11 protein-coding genes are annotated in these 16587 nt (G+C 71.4%); 7 read left to right on the top strand and 4 right to left on the bottom strand.

From position 1 onward, the window contains the following. The first annotated feature begins 184 nt into the window (after positions 1–184). Complete coding sequence (locus tag ABZX11_RS09560) at positions 185–1171, top strand: hypothetical protein (RefSeq protein WP_176174422.1); 987 nt, start codon at positions 185–187, stop codon at positions 1169–1171. Positions 1172–1366: 195 nt separating this feature from the next. Continuing rightward, positions 1367–2209 (top strand): ion transporter, encoded by an 843-nt coding sequence (locus ABZX11_RS09555; protein WP_176174423.1) that lies wholly within the window; start codon positions 1367–1369, stop codon positions 2207–2209. On the opposite strand, the gene ABZX11_RS09550 is transcribed toward ABZX11_RS09555, so the two are convergent. Next, positions 2198–2899, bottom strand: coding sequence for a TioE family transcriptional regulator (locus tag ABZX11_RS09550; protein ID WP_354911420.1), 702 nt, complete (start codon positions 2897–2899; stop codon positions 2198–2200). The genes ABZX11_RS09555 and ABZX11_RS09550 overlap by 12 nt on opposite strands. A gap of 17 nt (positions 2900–2916) precedes the next feature. Here ABZX11_RS09550 and ABZX11_RS09545 point away from each other — a divergent pair, with 17 nt between their 5' ends. Together ABZX11_RS09545 and ABZX11_RS09540 are read left to right on the top strand one after the other, a co-directional pair. Beyond that, a complete protein-coding gene (locus ABZX11_RS09545; protein ID WP_354911417.1) occupies positions 2917–3909 on the top strand; it encodes an erythromycin esterase family protein in 993 nt (330 codons plus the stop codon). Positions 3910–4038: 129 nt separating this feature from the next. Further along, positions 4039–4932, top strand: a complete 894-nt coding sequence (locus ABZX11_RS09540) for a hypothetical protein (RefSeq protein ID WP_254897095.1) — start codon at positions 4039–4041, stop codon at positions 4930–4932. A 47-nt stretch (positions 4933–4979) separates the two neighbouring features. On the opposite strand, the gene ABZX11_RS09535 is transcribed toward ABZX11_RS09540, so the two are convergent. Continuing rightward, positions 4980–7307, bottom strand: a complete 2328-nt coding sequence (locus ABZX11_RS09535) for a chitobiase/beta-hexosaminidase C-terminal domain-containing protein (protein WP_354911414.1) — start codon at positions 7305–7307, stop codon at positions 4980–4982. Positions 7308–7575: 268 nt separating this feature from the next. Here ABZX11_RS09535 and ABZX11_RS09530 point away from each other — a divergent pair, with 268 nt between their 5' ends. Then, the gene (locus ABZX11_RS09530) at positions 7576–8805 is read left to right on the top strand and encodes a S53 family peptidase (RefSeq protein ID WP_176174427.1); all 1230 of its coding nucleotides are present in this window, start codon (positions 7576–7578) and stop codon (positions 8803–8805) included. 114 nt (positions 8806–8919) lie between these two features. After that, positions 8920–9576, top strand: coding sequence for a hypothetical protein (locus tag ABZX11_RS09525; protein ID WP_354911411.1), 657 nt, complete (start codon positions 8920–8922; stop codon positions 9574–9576). A gap of 58 nt (positions 9577–9634) precedes the next feature. Here ABZX11_RS09525 and ABZX11_RS09520 read toward each other — a convergent pair whose 3' ends face one another. Further along, positions 9635–12439, bottom strand: a complete 2805-nt coding sequence (locus ABZX11_RS09520) for an alpha-L-fucosidase (RefSeq protein WP_354911408.1) — start codon at positions 12437–12439, stop codon at positions 9635–9637. 155 nt (positions 12440–12594) lie between these two features. On the opposite strand from ABZX11_RS09520, the gene ABZX11_RS09515 reads away from it, so the two are divergent. Beyond that, positions 12595–13464 carry a sigma-70 family RNA polymerase sigma factor gene (locus ABZX11_RS09515; protein ID WP_176174430.1) on the top strand — a complete coding sequence of 290 codons (870 nt, stop codon included), beginning with the start codon at positions 12595–12597 and terminating at the stop codon, positions 13462–13464. Positions 13465–13468: 4 nt separating this feature from the next. Here the strand turns inward: ABZX11_RS09515 and ABZX11_RS09510 are convergent, their stop codons facing one another. Continuing rightward, positions 13469–16528 (bottom strand): SpvB/TcaC N-terminal domain-containing protein, encoded by a 3060-nt coding sequence (locus ABZX11_RS09510; protein WP_354911406.1) that lies wholly within the window; start codon positions 16526–16528, stop codon positions 13469–13471. Positions 16529–16587 lie beyond the last annotated feature (59 nt).

The following is a 16587-nucleotide window of genomic DNA, read 5'->3' as shown; positions in this document are numbered from 1 at the left end:
TTCGACGAACCAAGCTTGACCTCGGAAATCGGCGTACGGCAGGCGTTTCCTGTTGCCTCTCAAAGGAAATCGCTGACCAGCGCGGTTTCCCGGAACAGGAAACAGCGGGAAACGGCAGACGGTTTCGTGGTACCCGGTGCAGGTGGGTAGACTTCCACGCAACGACCGCGACGGAGGTGACGGCTTGGCTCAGGAGGCGGCCGAAGCGAAGATCAACGCTCTCTCAGCGGAGTTGAAACTGCTTCGCAAGGGGCTCGGCATCCAAGCGAAGACCTTGCCCGCCATCGTCGGCGAACAGTTGCGCGAAGTGTGCGGTGTGCACGAAGACGACACCCCGGGAACGGTTCGCGGCAAGGTCGTCGAAACGCTCCGCCGGTTGATCGAAAAGCTGCCCGAATCGCACCGCGGTACGGCGCGGATCGTCCTGGGTTTCGGCACCGGCCCGAACGAGCGCTACACCCAGCGCCTGGAGCTGCTGGGCAGCGGCGCCGACCGGAACGTGCGCACCATGCAGCGGCGCGCCGACGACGTCATCTACCTGATCGCCGAGGCGGCGTACAGCACGCCGTGGCCGTACGGCGGTGGCTCGGCCATCAGCGAGGACGGCCCGTGGCACACGTCGGCGCTGGCGGTCCGGCTGACGTTGACCGGGGTGGCCGCCGCCGAGGTCTTCGAGACCCGCCGGGTGGTCAGCCACGTCGCCGGGCTCGCCGACGTCGAGCACGCGATCTCCCTCGCCCACCCGGCCAGCACGGCGGGCCAGCCGGACCTCTCGGGCCTGGGCATCGACGTCGTCGCCGGCGGCGAGGTGCACTCGGTGCGGATGGTCAGCTCGTCGCGGGTCGCCTTCAGCCTGCGCCCGCCGCAGCCGCTGGACGCCGGGGACGAGCACGAGTTCTTCTTCCGCATCCGGGTCGACGAGCTGCCCTCGCCGTTCTACTGCTGCACCCCGGAATTCGCCTGCGAAAGTTTCGACCTCAACGTCCGGTTCGACCGGCGGCAGCCACCGCAGCGCGTCTGGCGCATCGACGGCGAATTCTCCAAGGACGCCCAGGACCCGCTGACCGCGCGCAAGCCGCTCTTCCTCGACAACGCGGGCGAGGTGCACACCGGGTTCCGCGACCTGCGGCCCGCGCGGTCCTACGGCGTGGGCTGGCAGCCCGCTTCTTGAACCGCCAGCCGCTTCCCCGCGAGCCGGAGCGGACCGGTGGTGCGGTGTGCGCTCCATGCTCCTCCTCGCCGTGACCGCCACCGTCCACAATGCCGCATCCGGCCACCGTGGGACGGGACGAAAACCGGACAAAAACTCGACACGCTCCGGGGTCGCAGACCCGGCCCGGCCGCGGCATCCGTGCCATCATCGGGCATGGTCACCAGTGAGCCCGAGCTCAACAGCGGGATCCTGCCCGGGAACGTGCGCGCCGACGACTGGATCATGCTCGTGCTCGCCGCCGGGTCCGTCGGCCTGCTGGGCTTCATGGTGCTCAGCCCGCCGGCGCGGGCGGCCGGCCTCGTCATCTTCTCCGTCGACTGCGTCATCTGCGGGGTTTTCCTGCTCGAGTTCCTCTGGCGGTGGCGGAAACGCCGGTGGGCCCGGAAGTTCCTCGTGCGCAACTGGTACGAGCTGTTCGCGATGATCCCGGTCGCGCACCCCGCGATGGCCGCGCACAAGTTCGTCAGCGTCCTGCTGCTGCTGGTGCGGATCGGGCGGGCCGCGGACCGGGCGGTCGGCGAGCAGTTCACCTACCGGCTCGTGGACAAGCTGTCCGAGCCGATCGTGAAGGCGATCAAGAAACCGGTGACCATCGCGGTGCTCGACGAGGTCGTCAAGGTGCTGGAAACCGGCAACTACCCGGAGAACCTGGCCAAGTCGCTCGGCGCGCACAAGGACGAGCTGCGGTCGATCATCGCGGAGAAGATCGCCGCGGACCCGCAGCTCGGGAAGCTCAAGCGGCTGCCGTTCCACGACGAGATCGTGCGGGCCTGCGTCGACACCTCGTTCCGCGTGCTCCTCGAAGTGCTGCTCGACCCGCGGATCGACGACTTCTTCTCCTCCGTCGTCCGTGACAACCGCGAGCAGATCCGGCTGGCCGTGCAGCTCGGCCTCAACGAGGTCGACGACGAAGCCGGGGAGAAGGCGCTGCCGGTGCGCACCCAGCGCGCGGCCGCGCACGACTACGACCGGCTGCACCCGCGGTCACGCCCGTGAGGCCAGGTACGCGCTGAGGCGGGCGGCCGCGTCGAGCATCGCCAGGCCGCGGGCGGTCAGCCGGTCCTGCCAGGTCGCGAGGGCCTCGGCCAGTGACTCCGTGCCGCCCGCGGTGCGGACCTGCTCGACCACCGTCGCGATGTGGGCCAGCGGGTAGCCGCCGCGGCGGAGCAGGTGGGCCAGTTCGGCGTCGCGGATGTCGGCCGCCCGGAAGACCCGGTGGCCGGTCGCCCGGTTCCGCGACGGCACCAGGACGCCCGCGCGTTCCCACGCCCGCACGGTCGCCGCGGTGACGCCGAGGCGGTGCGCGAGCTCGCCGACCGACCACGCGGCGGTGGCGGGCTCAGGGGCCGTGCCGGTGGTCAGCGACCCGATCGCCGTGCGGACCGCGTTGAGGGTTTCGCGGTCCCGCAGCAGCTGCTCGTGTCCGCGGTCGACGAGCGTCAGCGCGCGGCCGAGGTCGCCTTCGTTGGCGGCGTGCATGATGCCGCCCGCTGTGGCGTGCCCGTAGGCCGGGACCAGCGCCAGGAAGGCACGGAGGGCCGCCGCGTGCGCTTCCGTGTAAACCCGGTAGCCGCTCGGGGTGCGGGCGGCAGGCGGGAGGAAGCCGTCCCGTTCGTAGTTGCGGACCGCCTGCGTGGAGATGCCGTGCTCGCGCGCGAGATCCGCAGGTCTCAACCGAGTCTTCAAGGATACGATTCAACCACATGGACCTGGCCGACTTCACCGCCGAACTGCTCGCGCTGGGCGAGCCGACCCACTTCGAGCCCGCCTGCGCGCGGCTGCGCAACGACCTGTTCGCCCGGCTCGCCGAGCACGGCTTCCGCTCGATCGCCCTGGAGACCGACCGGGTCGCCGCGCTCGACGGCGGCTTCTCGCACGACCTGGGCGAGGTGGCCGCCAACCGGCAGCTGCTGGCGTGGCTGCGCGAGTACAACGAGACCGCCGGCGAACCGCTGGCGTGCCACGGCTTCGACGCCCCGATGGAAATGTTCAGCGCCCCCAGCCCGCGCCCGTACCTCGAGCACGTCCGCGACTACCTCGGCTTCGACGCCGACATCGCCGCGCTGACCGGCGAAGACGAGCGGTGGAGCCGATCCGAGGCGATCCTCGACCCGGCCCGGTCACCCGGGGCCACCGCGGAAGCCCGTGCCCTGCGGGTCATCGCCGACGACCTGCTCGTCGCCCTGCAGGCCCGGGCACCGCGGCTGGACGCGGCTTGGTGGCGGGCCCGGGCCAACGCCACCGCCGGCCGCGGCCTGCTGCGCTACCACGCGGCGTCCGCCCGGCCCGGTGACCGGGACACGCGGATCGCGCGGCTGGCGGGCCTGCGCGCGGTGCTCATGGCCGAGAACCTCCTGGACATCCGGGTCATCGAGGCGCGCCGCGGCCCGACGCTGGTGTTCGCGCACAACGGTCACCTGCAACGCACGGGGCCGGGCGCGGGTGCGATCGTCGGCGCGCTGCTCGGCGAGCGGTACGCGTTCGTCGCCGGCAGCCTCGGCCACAGCGACGCCATCGGCCTCGGCGAGCCGGCACCGGACACCTACGAAGGCGTGCTGCAGCAGGACACGAAGACGTGGCGGCTGGCCGCGGTCCCGGACGGCCGCAAGCGCACCGACACCAAGCCCGATCGCGGCTACTTCGGCCTCGACGCCGACGTGCTCGACGGCGCCGCCGCGGTGTGGCACATCGCCTGACCCCGAAGCCCGGGCCCGCCGGAAACGCCCGCCGCCTCCCGTGCGGATTGTGCTTAGCTGTAATTGACACAGGTTTCACATGGGGGGTTTCCGATGAGAGTTCGTCATGGGGTCACCACACTTCTCGCCGTGGTGGCGTTGGCCGCCGTGCCGGCGCAGGCGAGTGCGGCCACCCCGGTCGCCGAGCCGACCGTGACGTCGGCCGAGTACCCCGACGACAACGCCTGGCACCCCGGTGCCGGCGTGCCGGGCTCGTTCACCTTCAGCGCCGACGGCGATGACTCGGTCGTCGGGTTCTACTGGGGCAACACCGATCCGGCCGCCACCTTCGTGGCGGCCGACCACCCCGGCGGTTCGGCGACGGTGTCCTACACGCCGCAGGCGTCGGGGCCCGACGACCTCTACGTGGCGAGCGTCGACAGCGAGGGCAACCGGTCGCCGCAGCACGTCCACCACTTCTACGTGCAGTCGACGGAACCGCTGATCACCGGCCCCGGGGAGACGGGGGTCGGTGTTCCGGCCGAGTTCCGCTTCTCGCCCGGCATGGCCGATGTCGTCTCCTACACCTACCGGATCGACAACGGGCCCGAGACCACGGTCGCGGCCGCGGCCGACGGAACCGTGACCGCGAACATCGTCACGGCGACGCGGGGTTCCCACCGGCTCGACGTGTGGAGCACGACCGGCGCCGGGTTGACGTCCGGGATCGCGGGCAAGGTCTACCGGGCCAGTGACGCTCCGCTGGTGGCGAGCACCGACTACCCGGAGAACGTGGCCAGTGGAGGCCCCGGCGTCGCCGGCGTCTTCACCCTGACCCCGCGCACGCCGGGCGTCGTCGAGTACGTCTACTACCTGTACGAGGACTGGGACAACCCGACCGTGGTCCCGGCCGGCCCCGACGGCCGGGCGAGCTTCACCTTCACGCCCGACGCGTCGGGTTTCTACCCCATCCAGGTCTACAGCCGGACCGCCGACGGCAAGCGGTCCGGCCTCGGCCGTGATTACTACATCGTCGTGAAGTGACCCGTGGAGGACGCCTTCAGCGCATCGCCGAAGGCGTCCTCCACCGCTTACGGGTAGCTGACCACGTTGACCGGCACCGTGCCCGAAGGCGTGACACCACCGGTGTCGTTGATGACGTGCGTGATCGTGCCGCGGTAGTTGAGCGACACCGTCAGCAGGCTGTGGAACCGGACGCCGCTGGTGTTCGGCACCTCGAACGCGTGGTAGCTGGACACCGCCGGGTTCGTGTCGAAGAAGCAGTAGCTCCCGAGACCCCATGCCTCATGGGACGTCACGTTCGACCCGACCTTGTAGGCGGCGTACCCGGCCACCCCCGACGGCGCGTTCCACGACGCCTGGTTCGGCACGTCGTAGGGCATCTCGTTCTGGAAGAAGATCGTCCGCCCGCCCTGGCCGTTCCAGATCACCTGGTACTTCTGGTAGTGCTCGACGAACAGGCCGGTGGCCAGCACGTTCGCGCCGTTGACCACGAGCCCGGTGTCGGCGGTGTTGGTGGTCCAGCCGACCGTGCCCGCGTTGCCGTGGTCGGCCCGCCAGGCCCAGATGTGGTCGATGATCGTGTCGGAGCTGTTGACGATGAGGCTGTTCGTCGCCTTGCCCGCGATCGCGCCGCCGATCCGGAAGAAGACGTCCTGGACGGTCGTCGGGTTCGACGCGTGCGACGCCGACGAGCCGGACTGGCCGACCGTCAGCAGCGCCTGCGAGTTCGTCGTGCCGGCGTCGAAGAGCAGGCCCTTGAGCCGGACACCGTCCACATCGGACACCTGCATGGCGTTGACGCCGTTGTCGGGCACCAGCGTCGGGTAGCCGATGCCGAGGATGGTCGTGTTCGCCTTGGTCACGTTGAGCGTCTGGTTGAGGTGGTAGACGCCCGGCGTGAAGAACAGGTTGCAGCCCGCGGCGAGCGCGTTGTTGATCGAGGCGGCCGTGTCGCCGGACTTGACGACGTAGAACTGGCTCATCGGCGCCGAGGTGCCGGGGGTGCTGCCGTTCGCCCAGCTCGGGCCGGACGCGTTCGTGCGCAGCGAAGGCAGGAACACGCGGTACTTGCCGGTGCCGTCGACGTAGAGGTAGGGCACGTCACGGGAGACCGGGGTGGTCGCCAGCGTGGTCTCCGGCGGGTTCGGGAACGTGGTCGCCGGCGCGCCGCTGGTGCCGGAGAAGACCATGTTCCAGACGCCGCCGTTCCAGCTGCCGAGCTGGGAGTCGCGGGTGTACCACTGCTGCTGCGAGACCGATGCGGCCTGGCCGGCCACCTTCGTGTCGGCGATGTAGCCGCCACTGGCATAGCCGTAGCTTGCCGGGTACAGCTGCAGCCCGCCGCGGACGTCCATCCGGCGGAACGGCGCGGCCTGCGCCACCGCCCAGCGCTCGTTGCCGCCGGAGGGGTTGACCGCCATGTTCTCCGCCGAGCGCCAGAAGTTCTGCAGCGCGACGCCGTTGTCGGAGGCGTTGAAGGCGTCGACGGTGACGTCACCGTTGATCAGCACGTCGCCCGGGTTCTGGCCGAGGCCGGCGACCGAGGTGTAAAAGCCGACGTTGTCGTGCACATTGTTGTAAGTGCCCGGCTTGAACAGGTGCGCGACGCGCCGGTCCGCCATCTGCGCGGTCAGCGTGTCCTTCTGGTTGTTGAAGTCCGTGTCCAGCTGCGCCTGGATCGTCGCCGCCGACATGCTCGGGTCGAAGATCCGCACGTTCGACCCGAAGTTCGGGGTGTCGGACTGCGTCGGGCAGCCCGCCTGGGTGCCGATCGTATAGGTCGCGCTCGACACCGAGGACGTCGTCGAGCCGGACTTCAGCGCGATCGCGTTGACCGTGCGGGAGTTCGGGACGCTGATCGGTCCACTGTAGAGCGTCGAGGACGCGGTGGGCGTCGAGCCGTCCGTCGTGTACCGGATGGTCGCGCCGGAGGTGGCGCTGCTGATCGTCACCGTCTGAGCGGAGGAATACGTGCCACCGGGCGGGCTGAACGTCGGCGCCGCGACCGTCGTCGTGCCGCCGCCGCCGACGGTGTAGCTGAAGTGCGGGGTGTCGTACTGCGGGCCGTTCTTCTCGTAGGTGAACCAGTAGTCGAGGACGTTCCCGCTGCTCAGGCCGTTGACGGTGGTCCGCCAGGTGCCCGAGCCGTTGGTCATCCGGACGTTCTGCTGGCCGAGGCCGGGGACGCCGGTGTAGTGGACGTCCACGTACAGCGCCGGGGTCGTCGGGGTGAAGCTGATCTGCACCTGGCTGGAGCTGGGCTGCGTGACGCTCTGGGTGTAGTCGTCCGCGGCCAGCGCGGCCGGGGCGCTGAGCCCGGCCGCCACCAGCAGTGCCGAGGCCACGAGCGCGAGGCCCGGGCCGCGTCGTCGTAATTTGTCCAAGGTCCGGTTCACGCCGTGACACCTCCGCCGTTGGGGATCCACGAGGTATTTGTTGCTAGTCGCAACAAAGTAGCTCCCAGTCAGCGGCGCCTCGATCACTTTTTGATAACACTTGTCTGGACCAATGCGCGAACGGGTGAGTCAGTTCGTCACTCTTCGTCGGTTTCTGACCACGGTGGGCGAATGACTGAACCGAGAAACATTCTTCTGCCGGGTGACCTCGACCGGGTGACATGCGACGATCCCGTGCCACACCTCGTCCCCTACCGAGGAGTAGGCCATGGCCCGTCCACGGTTGTTCCGGTCCCTCGTCGTCCTCTCCCTGATCGCGGCCCCGCTGACGGTGGCCACCTCGACCGCCGAAGCCGCCCCGCTGCAGAGCGGCGGCGTGGTGAACTTCGGCTGCGCGAACTCCGGCAAGTTCCACTGCCTCGGCAAGGCGGTCCGGTCGCCGAAGGGCAACGGCCCGCTGGTCGTCTCGACCCCGGTCGGCTACGGGCCGGCCGAGATCCAGGCCGCGTACAACCTCGGCGGGCTGCACGCGAACGGCCGCACGGTCGCCATCGTGGACGCCCAGGACGCGCCGACGGCGGAAGCCGACCTGGCCAAGTTCCGGTCCGCCCGCGGGCTGTCCCCGTGCACGACGGCCAACGGCTGCTTCAAGAAGGTCAACCAGAACGGCGCGGCGAGCCCGCTCCCGGCGCCCGACTACGGCTGGGCCGAAGAGATCAGCCTCGACCTCGACGCGGTTTCGGCGACCTGCCCGGACTGCCACATCCTGCTGGTGGAGGCCGACTCCCCGGACACCGACCCGCTGATGACCGCGGTCGACACGGCCGCGGCGACACCGGGCGTGGTGGCGATCTCCAACAGCTACGGCGGCTCCGAGGACTCGACGATCCTCGCCGCGGACGCGCACCTGAACCACCCGGGCATCGCGGTGACGGCGTCCTCGGGCGACTCCGGTTACGGCGTCAGCTGGCCGGCCTCCTCGCCGTACGTCACGGCGGTCGGCGGCACGACGCTGAAGAAGTCCACGACCGCCGCCCGCGGCTGGACCGAAACGACGTGGAGCGGCAGCGGCAGCGGATGCTCCACTTTGGAGGCCAAGCCGTCCTGGCAGCACGACACCGGGTGTGCGAAGAGGACGGTCGCGGACGTCTCGGCGGTCGCGGACCCGGCCACCGGGCTCGGCGTGTACGACACGTACAACAGCTGCGGCAGCTCGTCGTGGTGCGACTTCCTGCTGTCGCTCGGTCTGGCCCAGGGCGCGGACGGCTGGGTCCAGGTCGGCGGCACGAGCCTGTCGTCCCCGGTGATCGCGAGCGTGTACGCACTGGCCGGCAACTCGGTGACGTCGGGCTCGTACCCGTACGCGCACACGAGCGGCCTGTACGACGTGACGTCCGGCTCGAACGGCAGCTGCGGCGGCACGTACCTCTGCACGGCGGGCGCGGGCTACGACGGGCCGACCGGGCTGGGCACGCCGAACGGCACGTCCGGGTTCTGACCGAGCGGCACTTTCCGGCCGGAGCGGCCCGGCAGAGCTCCGGCCGGCTCCCCGGTCGGGTGACGTTGGTGCAGCGCGTTTTCGCCGGTCGGCCCGCGGGGTAAGGATGTGTCCATGTTGGACACGGAAGTGCTGTCGCGGACGGCTCCGCGGGCGCTCGGCGTCGGCACCCCGCTCGGCGACGTGCGGTTCGCCGTCCGCGCCGGCGGCTGGGACGTGCCCACCAGACCCGAGCTGACCTGGGGCCTGGCGTCCGGGGCCCGGCTCTGCCGCTGGCGGCACGAGGCCGTGCGGCTCGACGTGCTGTCCGGCCGCACCGCCTCCGGGCTGCCCGGGGTCGCCCGCGAGACCACCGTCCTCCGCGTGCTGGCCCGGGAGGACGTCGGCGAGTTCGTCGTCCAGGCCGAGCTGGCCGGCGCACCGGCGGAGGAGCGCACCTGGGAAAGCGCCTTCACCGCCGAGACCGCCGACGCCGTGGTGAGTGTCGGCGGGCCGGCGGCCGATGTGCTGCGGCGGTGCTCGCGGGCCGGGCAGCACGTGCCGCCGTACTGGTCGCGGCTGGTCGGCGGGGACGCCGTCGAGCGGACCGGTGGCCGGCTCACCTGGCGGCTGCCCCGCGTGGACCGCGGCGACTACGCCGAGCTGTGGGTGTCCGTCGCGTGGAGCGCGCCGGGCGGGGACCCGGGCCGCGCCGTCGAAGTCGACGCGGCCCGGGTGCTGCGGGAGCTGACAAGCCGGCCAAAAGCAGGCCGACCCCCACTCGGCACGTAACCATTTTTACAAAGCCATTCGGCCGTGGCTGTGGCCGGATTGGCAACCATCGATGGAGCTAACCCAGTGAAATCCGATCCAGATCCGGAGCCCCGGAACGGTCGTTGCCGACCCGGATCGTGTTGGCGCCCGCGGTCAGCGGCACCGGGACCGAAGTGGTGTACGGGGTGTTGTTCCCGGCGCCGCTGACCTTGACCTCGACCGGCGCGCCGCCGTTCACCGAGACGAAGTACGACCGGTCGCCGTTGACCGTGAAGTCCAGGTACAGCGGGTACTGGCCGGCCGTGGGCACGGTGACGTCCGGGAAGGTCACCGCGGCGCCCGCGCTCCCGCCGATGTTGCGCACCTTCTGCCCGCCCGAGCACGGCGAGCAGTTCGTGACGCCGGCGTCGCCGATGTCGTTCGCCGAGTCCTCCGCCTCGCGCATGAACACCCGGTCGGCGGGCCGCTGCTTGACCTGCACCGGCTTGCTGACCGACTTCGCGCGTCCGAGCGTCGTGAAGGACGCCGTCACCGGGATGCTCACGTCCTGGGCCGCGGGGGCGGTCACCGTCCACGAGCCGCTCAGCACCTGGCCGAGCCCCAGCACCGACGTCGTCGCCGGGCCGCCCGTGACCGTCCAGCCCGCCGGGACCACCGGCGCCAGCGACACCTGGTCGATCGGGTCGTCGACGTCCAGCCGCAGGGATGCGGTGATCCGCAGCGACTGCGGACCGGGCGAGACCCATTGGATGCCGGTGGGTTGCACGGTCAACGTCGTCCGCGGGGTGTACGACTCGGGTGGCAGCGGCGCGACCGCGATCCGGTCCAGGCCGGTGCTGCCGGAGACCCGGATCGTGTTGGCGCCGGCGACCGTCGGCACGGCGATCGCCCCGGGGGCGGCGACGGTGACCGGCGCGGCGCCGTTGACGCTGACCGCGAGCGTGCCCGGTCCGGTCGTGTCCAGCTGCAGCCGCGCCGGGCCGGTGGCCTGGACGTCCCGGAAGACGACGGCGCCGCGGTCGAGGCCGGTGACGGCGTTCGTGCCCGAGCAAGCCTCGCACCACACCGGCGACGCCTTGCCCTCGAAGCCGTTGCGCCACGACTCCGCTTCCAGCGGCACCTCGCCGCGCGGGTCGGGATAGCCGTAGGCGACGTCGATCTCGTCGAGCGCGAGCTGCCGGTAGAACGGCTTGGCCTGCGGCCCGGACCAGGTGTTCAGCACTTCCAGTTGCAGGTACCGCGCGTGCACCTCGCCGATGTCGATGAACTGGACGCCGCGGTTGCTCGGCAGGGCGCCGGTGCGGACGGTGCGCCAGGTCTTCCCGTCGTCGCTGGCGTGGACGCGGTAGTCCTTGATGCGCGCGGAATCCTCGGCGCGGCCGAAAGACTCCCGCGCGTACGTCGGCGAAGATTCGCGCTCGTGCACCGCGAGGTAGGCCGTCGACCGCTTCCGGCCGAGGTCCAGCGTCACCGAGACCGGGAGCTGCCCGCCCGCGTCCCAGTAGTTGAGGTAGCTGCCGTCGACGAGGTTCGCCGCCGTTGCCGAGTTGGCCGACGCCGTCGCCTTGATCGTGCTCTTGTCGTAGAAGTACTCCCGGCCCGCGGTGTCCACTTTGAACACGGTGTCGTAGGTGTCCCAGTCCCGGATGTCCAAGATGGACAGGTAGCCGCCGGACTGAGCGAACCGCATCGGCTTCCCGGTGCGCAGGTCCGAGACGCCGGTGATGCGGTAACCGTTGTCCCGCAGCCGGACCAGGTCGGTCGACGGCCGGGTCAGGACGTGCACGTACTGGGTTGCCGCTTTCACCGTGATCACGCCGTGCGCGCCGTCGTTCCAGAAGCCGGGCTGCAGGCCGCCGTACATGTAGCCGCCGCCCTCGGTGCCGGTCAGCGATTCCTTGATCGGCTGCGTCCAGGACGCCATGAAGTTGTTGAACGCCTCCTGCTGGGGCGGGAACTTCCCGTTCAGCATGGCGGTTTCGGCCATCAGCGACTTGATCGAGGAGCCGGCGTTCGTGATGTAGCGGCCGGTGGAGAGCCGGAAGTCGACGGCCTGGTCACCGCCGCTGTACCACCAGTCGCCGTTGGTCGGCAGCTTGTAGTCGGCCTCGGTGAGCCGCGGCATCGGCGTGTAGACGGCCTGAGGGTAGTCGTAGGACGGTGTCATGCCGGTCTTCTGCTCGTTGCTGATCGTGTCCATGATCGGCGTGTCCTCGTTGTTGTTGCTCAGCAACCAGGATGGGCGCTTTTCGCGGATGTGCTCGTAGAGCCCGTGCTGCTCCCAGTACTCGTTGTCGTTGTCGATCCAGAAGCCGGCGAGGTCGGAGTAGCGGTCCATGACCTCGTCGAAGAGGTCGTAGGAGAACTCGCCGAAGCCGGGCCGGGTGGTCAGGTCGACCGGCTTGCCCTTGTAGGCGGAGTAGGCGGCCGAGTCGAGGGATTCGTGGCCGGTTTCGTTGTGCCACTGAGGATCATCGGTCATGTAGAGCATGACGCGGACTCCCTTGGCCCGCCCGGCGGCGATCAGTTCGCCGAGGAAGTCGCGGTGGGTCGAGCAGCTCCCGGGGATCTTCGACGGCCACGGCCGCGCGTAGCCCAGCCGGCTGTGGAAGGTGGTGAGGACGACGTAGGACGCGCCCAGCTTCGTGGCCTCGTCGATCCAGTAGCCCGGTGTCCAGCCGCCATCGGTGACGTCGCGCTCCCAGGCGGCGCAGTCGGTGTGCCGCGGCGCGGTGAACATGCCCCAGTGCAGGAACAGCCCGGCGGTCGAGGCCCGCAGCCAGTCTTGGCGAGGGTGGTAGAGCTCGGCGTTCGCAGGACTGACGAGGCTCGCCACCAGCGCAACGGCGGCGGCGAGGCAGGCAAGCAGTCGGATTCTCAAAGGACCTCCTCGTCCGGAGAGATCCGATGATTCTTTGGTGATATATCGTACGTCAAGGGAAGATGCCACTCACCGGCACACAGTCGTCTGATCTGTCACAAACCTGCGCCCCCGGCCGTCAAGGTGGTGATCGCACCCCCGAAAGGACGACCCCCGTGAACGACGAGCTCCTGGCCCGCAGCTTCGAGACCCACCGCGACCACCTCCGCGCCGTCGCCTACCGGATGCTGGGTTCGGTCACCGAGGCCGACGACGCCGTCCAAGAAGCTTGGCTCAAGCTCAGCCGGAGCGACGCCGCCGCCGTGGAAAACCTTGCCGGGTGGCTCACCACCGTTGTCGGGCGGGTCTGTCTCGACATGCTGCGCTCGCGGAAAGCCCGGCGCGAAGAACCGTGGGAAGTGCCCGATCCCGTCATCAGCCGCGACGACGGCGGGCCCGAGCACGAAGTGCTGATGGCGGACTCGGTCGGCCTCGCGCTGCTGGTCGTGCTCGACACGCTCACCCCCGCCGAACGGCTGGCGTTCGTGCTGCGGGACATGTTCGCGATGCCGTTCGAGGAGATCGCCTCGGTCGTCGGGCGGTCGGAGGCGGCGACGCGGCAGCTGGCCAGCCGGGCTCGGCGGCGGGTGCAGGGCGCTCCGGTCACGCCGGACCCGGATCTCGCCCGGCAGCGCGAAGTCGTCGACGCCTTCCTCGCCGCCGCCCGCGGTGGGGACTTCGATGCGCTCGTCTCCGTCCTGGACCCGGATGTCGTGCTGCGGGCCGACCGCGGGCCGGACCAGGGCGGCTCGACCGAGATCCGCGGGGCGGCCGCGGTCGCGAACCAGGCGCTGACGTTCTCGCGCGTCGGCCAAGGCGTGGTGCGCCGGGCCCTGGTCAACGGCGCCGCCGGCGTGGTCGCCACGCGCGAAGGCCGTCCCTTCTCGGTGCTCGGCTTCACGGTCGCCGACGGCCGGATCGTCGAGATCGACATCCTCGCCGACCCGGCCCGCCTCGGCCGGCTGGACCTCGCCGTCCTCGACTGAACCGCTAGACGACCGCGCCGTGCTCGTCCGTCACCACGGCGATCTCGCCGGCGTCGTCGAAGTGCAGGTACCGGCGCCGGCCGTCCGCGTACTGCCGCACCGCGCCGGCCACCACGACCACCAGCTCGCCGTCCTCGATCGTGTAGTGGTCGTCCGGGGTCAGGACCTCGTGGATGTGGCTGCCGTTGGTGACCAGGGTGCGGACGCGGCGGCCGGTGTGGTCGTAGCTGTACAGCGCGTTGACGCCGTCGCCGTGCACCCCGCGCAGCCTGCCGAACGCGTCCCGGATTTCGCTGCCCGACGGCGGTTCCGGTGCCGGGACCGGCTCGATGTCGCGCAGCAGCCCGCCCGGGCCGGTGAGCACGTGCCGTCCGTCCGCCCAGTGCTCGCTGACGCCGTTCGCGTAGTGCACCGCCGCCCGGCGGCCGCTCAGGTCGTGGTCGACGGCGTCGACGAACCCCGGCACGCTGACCAGCCTGCCCACCTCGTCGTACTGGTGGAGCACGGTCAGCCGCCCGTCGCCGGCGTCGGGGTAGGTCACCGCCGCGATCCGGCCGTCCGCGCGGTGGCGCACGTCGAGCCGGTACTCGACCGCGACGTGCGCCGGCCGCCAGCGCGTCTCGGCGCGGCGGCCGTGCGCGTCGTAGCCGAACTCCGTCGCGCCGCATTCGTCGGTCACGCGCACCAGGCGACCGCAGCTGTGCGGCCCCGCGCCGAGTGGCACCGCGAGCCCGCCGTCGTGGTGGGTGAACGTGGTGACCGGCGTGCCGCGCGGGTCGTCGACCAGCACCGCGACCACCCGGCCGGCCGCGTCCCGGACGCGGAACACCGTGTGCCCGCCCGCGGTCCGCGTCTCGACGACGTTCCCGGCCGCGTCCCGGACGTGCACGGCACCGTCCTCGCCCCGCAGTTCCCGCCCGAGCAGGTCGCGCACGCCACCGAAGCCGGGGCGGTCCGCGGCCACGGGGAGCGGCCGGCCCAGCGCGTCGTACCGGAACTCCGCGGGCGCGGGCCGCGGATCGCCGTCCCGGAACGACCGGCTCGTCCGGCACACCAGGCCGCGCGCACAGTACTCGTGGTGCTCGTCGACGACGTCGCCGAGCAGCTCCGAGTGCCGCCGCTCCAGCAGCCGCCCGGCGCCGTCGCGCAGCTCGGCGGTCACCAGCACCTCCGCCTCACCGGAGACCGCTCGCTGCTCGGTGGTGACGCGGGTGCCGTCGTAGCGGTAGCGGACGGTCGGCAGCTCCGCCGAGTCACCGGGCCGGACGACCGTGTCCGGACGGCCCAGCGGGTCGTGGGTCAGCGTGGTCACCGCGCCCGCCGGGTCGGTCACCTCGCACACCTGGGCCGTGCGGACGTCGTGGCGGGTGATCGTCACGTTGCCCAGCGGGTCCGTGGCCACCTCGGGGAAGCAGCGGTCGGCCGAGTACCGCACCTCCCGGGTGTGGCCGAGCGGGTCGGTGGTCGTGGTGCGCAGCCCGGAGACGGTGTCCAGCCGCCCCTGGAACGTGGTGACCCACCAGCCGCCTTCGCCGGGACGGCGGTGGTAGCCGTGGTGCCGCAGGTCGGGCGGGCGCGCGCCGTAGACGTCGGCGACGAGTGCGTCGGTGAGCACCAGCTCCTCCCGCGCGGTCGGGAGGCCGTGCGAGCCTGCCGACCCGTCCGGCTCCTCGTCGTACCGGAAGATCCGGTCGGCCAGCACTTTCCCGCTGCCGTCCACCGTGCGGACCCGCGCCGGGAGCGCGGTGAACCGGTGGTCGGGGTCGGCCGCGTACTGCGTCCGGGTCTCGCGCACGACCGGCTCGCGGCCGGGCCGTTCGGTCGTCTCCACCTCCCGCGCCGGGTTCCCGGCGGCGTCGAACGCCGTCTCCTTCGTGGTGACCGAAACCGGGGTCTCCCGGCGCTCGAACTCCGTCGTCACCGTTCGCGTCCACTGTGGACGACGCCGGTGCTCGACGCGGCGGTACGGCCGGTCGGCCGCCGGGGAGCCGTCGAGCCCGTAGGTCTCTTCCTTGGCCAGCAGCCCTTCGCCGCCGAACCAGCGCACGGTCCGCAGGGTGGGTGCGTACTCGTCGCCGAGGTCGTCCTGGACGACGCGGCCGAAGCCGGCGGGCCTGCTGTCGTGGTACTCGAACTCCGTCACGCCCACCTGGCCGGTCACCGATTCGCGCCGCGAGACCCGCCGGACCACCGGCACCGCGGCGACGGTCGCGTACTCGATCGCGGTCCGCAGCCCCGACCCGTTGTCGATCTCGCACAGCTGCCCGGTGCGGGGCAGCTCGTCGAAGGCGTGGAACGGCACGGCGTCGAGCACCGACACCCCGCCGCCGGCGCGCGCCCGCGCGGTCAGCCGGACCCGCCGCGGGGCCGGCGCCTCCCGGGCGGCGTAGGCCAGCCGCAGGACCGGCGCGGCCGCTTCGGCGCCGTGCGTGTCGAAGCCGGCGAGCGCCACCGACGTCAGCAGGGACGCGCCGGTGACGTCGTCGGCGTCGTAGCCGAGCGTCCACCGCCGGACCAGCGGCCGCGCCGAAGCGGGCACCCGCAGGTCGATCCGGGTGCACCGCAGGGCGGTCGTGACGAGGGTGCCGCCGCGGCCCCGGCGCAGCACGTCCGGCCGCGGCTCGTAGCTGAACTCGACCTCGTACGGGCCGTACGCGACCCGCGTCAGGTACGCCTGGCCGCTGTGGTGCGCCCAGCCGAAGGCGGTGGTGGTGCCGAAGGCGTCCTCGGTCCGGTCGAGGTACCAGGTGCCGTCCTCGCCGGGGCCGAGCAAGTGCCGCAGGCCCGATCGGGTGGTCAGCAGGAAGCCGTCACCGTGGCGGGCGAGCCGTCCGGCCGGACCGGACGGCGCCTGGCCGTCCGACGGCCCGACGTGCGGCAGCGGGAGGGTGAACCCGTCCCCGAACGGGCCGTTCGCCGCGCCGGTCGCGTAGCGCAGGGCGAGAGCAGGCGCGCTGCCGCCGGGACCGGGCGGCAGGTCGAGCGGCACCGTGAAGCTGCCGCCGCCGGTCGCCGGGTCCGGCGTGAAGGCGGCGTCCTGCGTGCCCGACCGGAGCACAAGCATCTGATCTCCCCGCGTGGATTCGTGACGTCCGGGAGGCCAAGTGGGTGAGCCGGGCCCGC

This window comes from Amycolatopsis sp. NPDC004169 (assembly GCF_040610315.1).
GTDB lineage: Bacteria > Actinomycetota > Actinomycetes > Mycobacteriales > Pseudonocardiaceae > Amycolatopsis.
The sequence above is the reverse complement of the archived record's forward strand: the minus strand, read 5'-3'. Positions and strand labels throughout refer to the sequence as shown.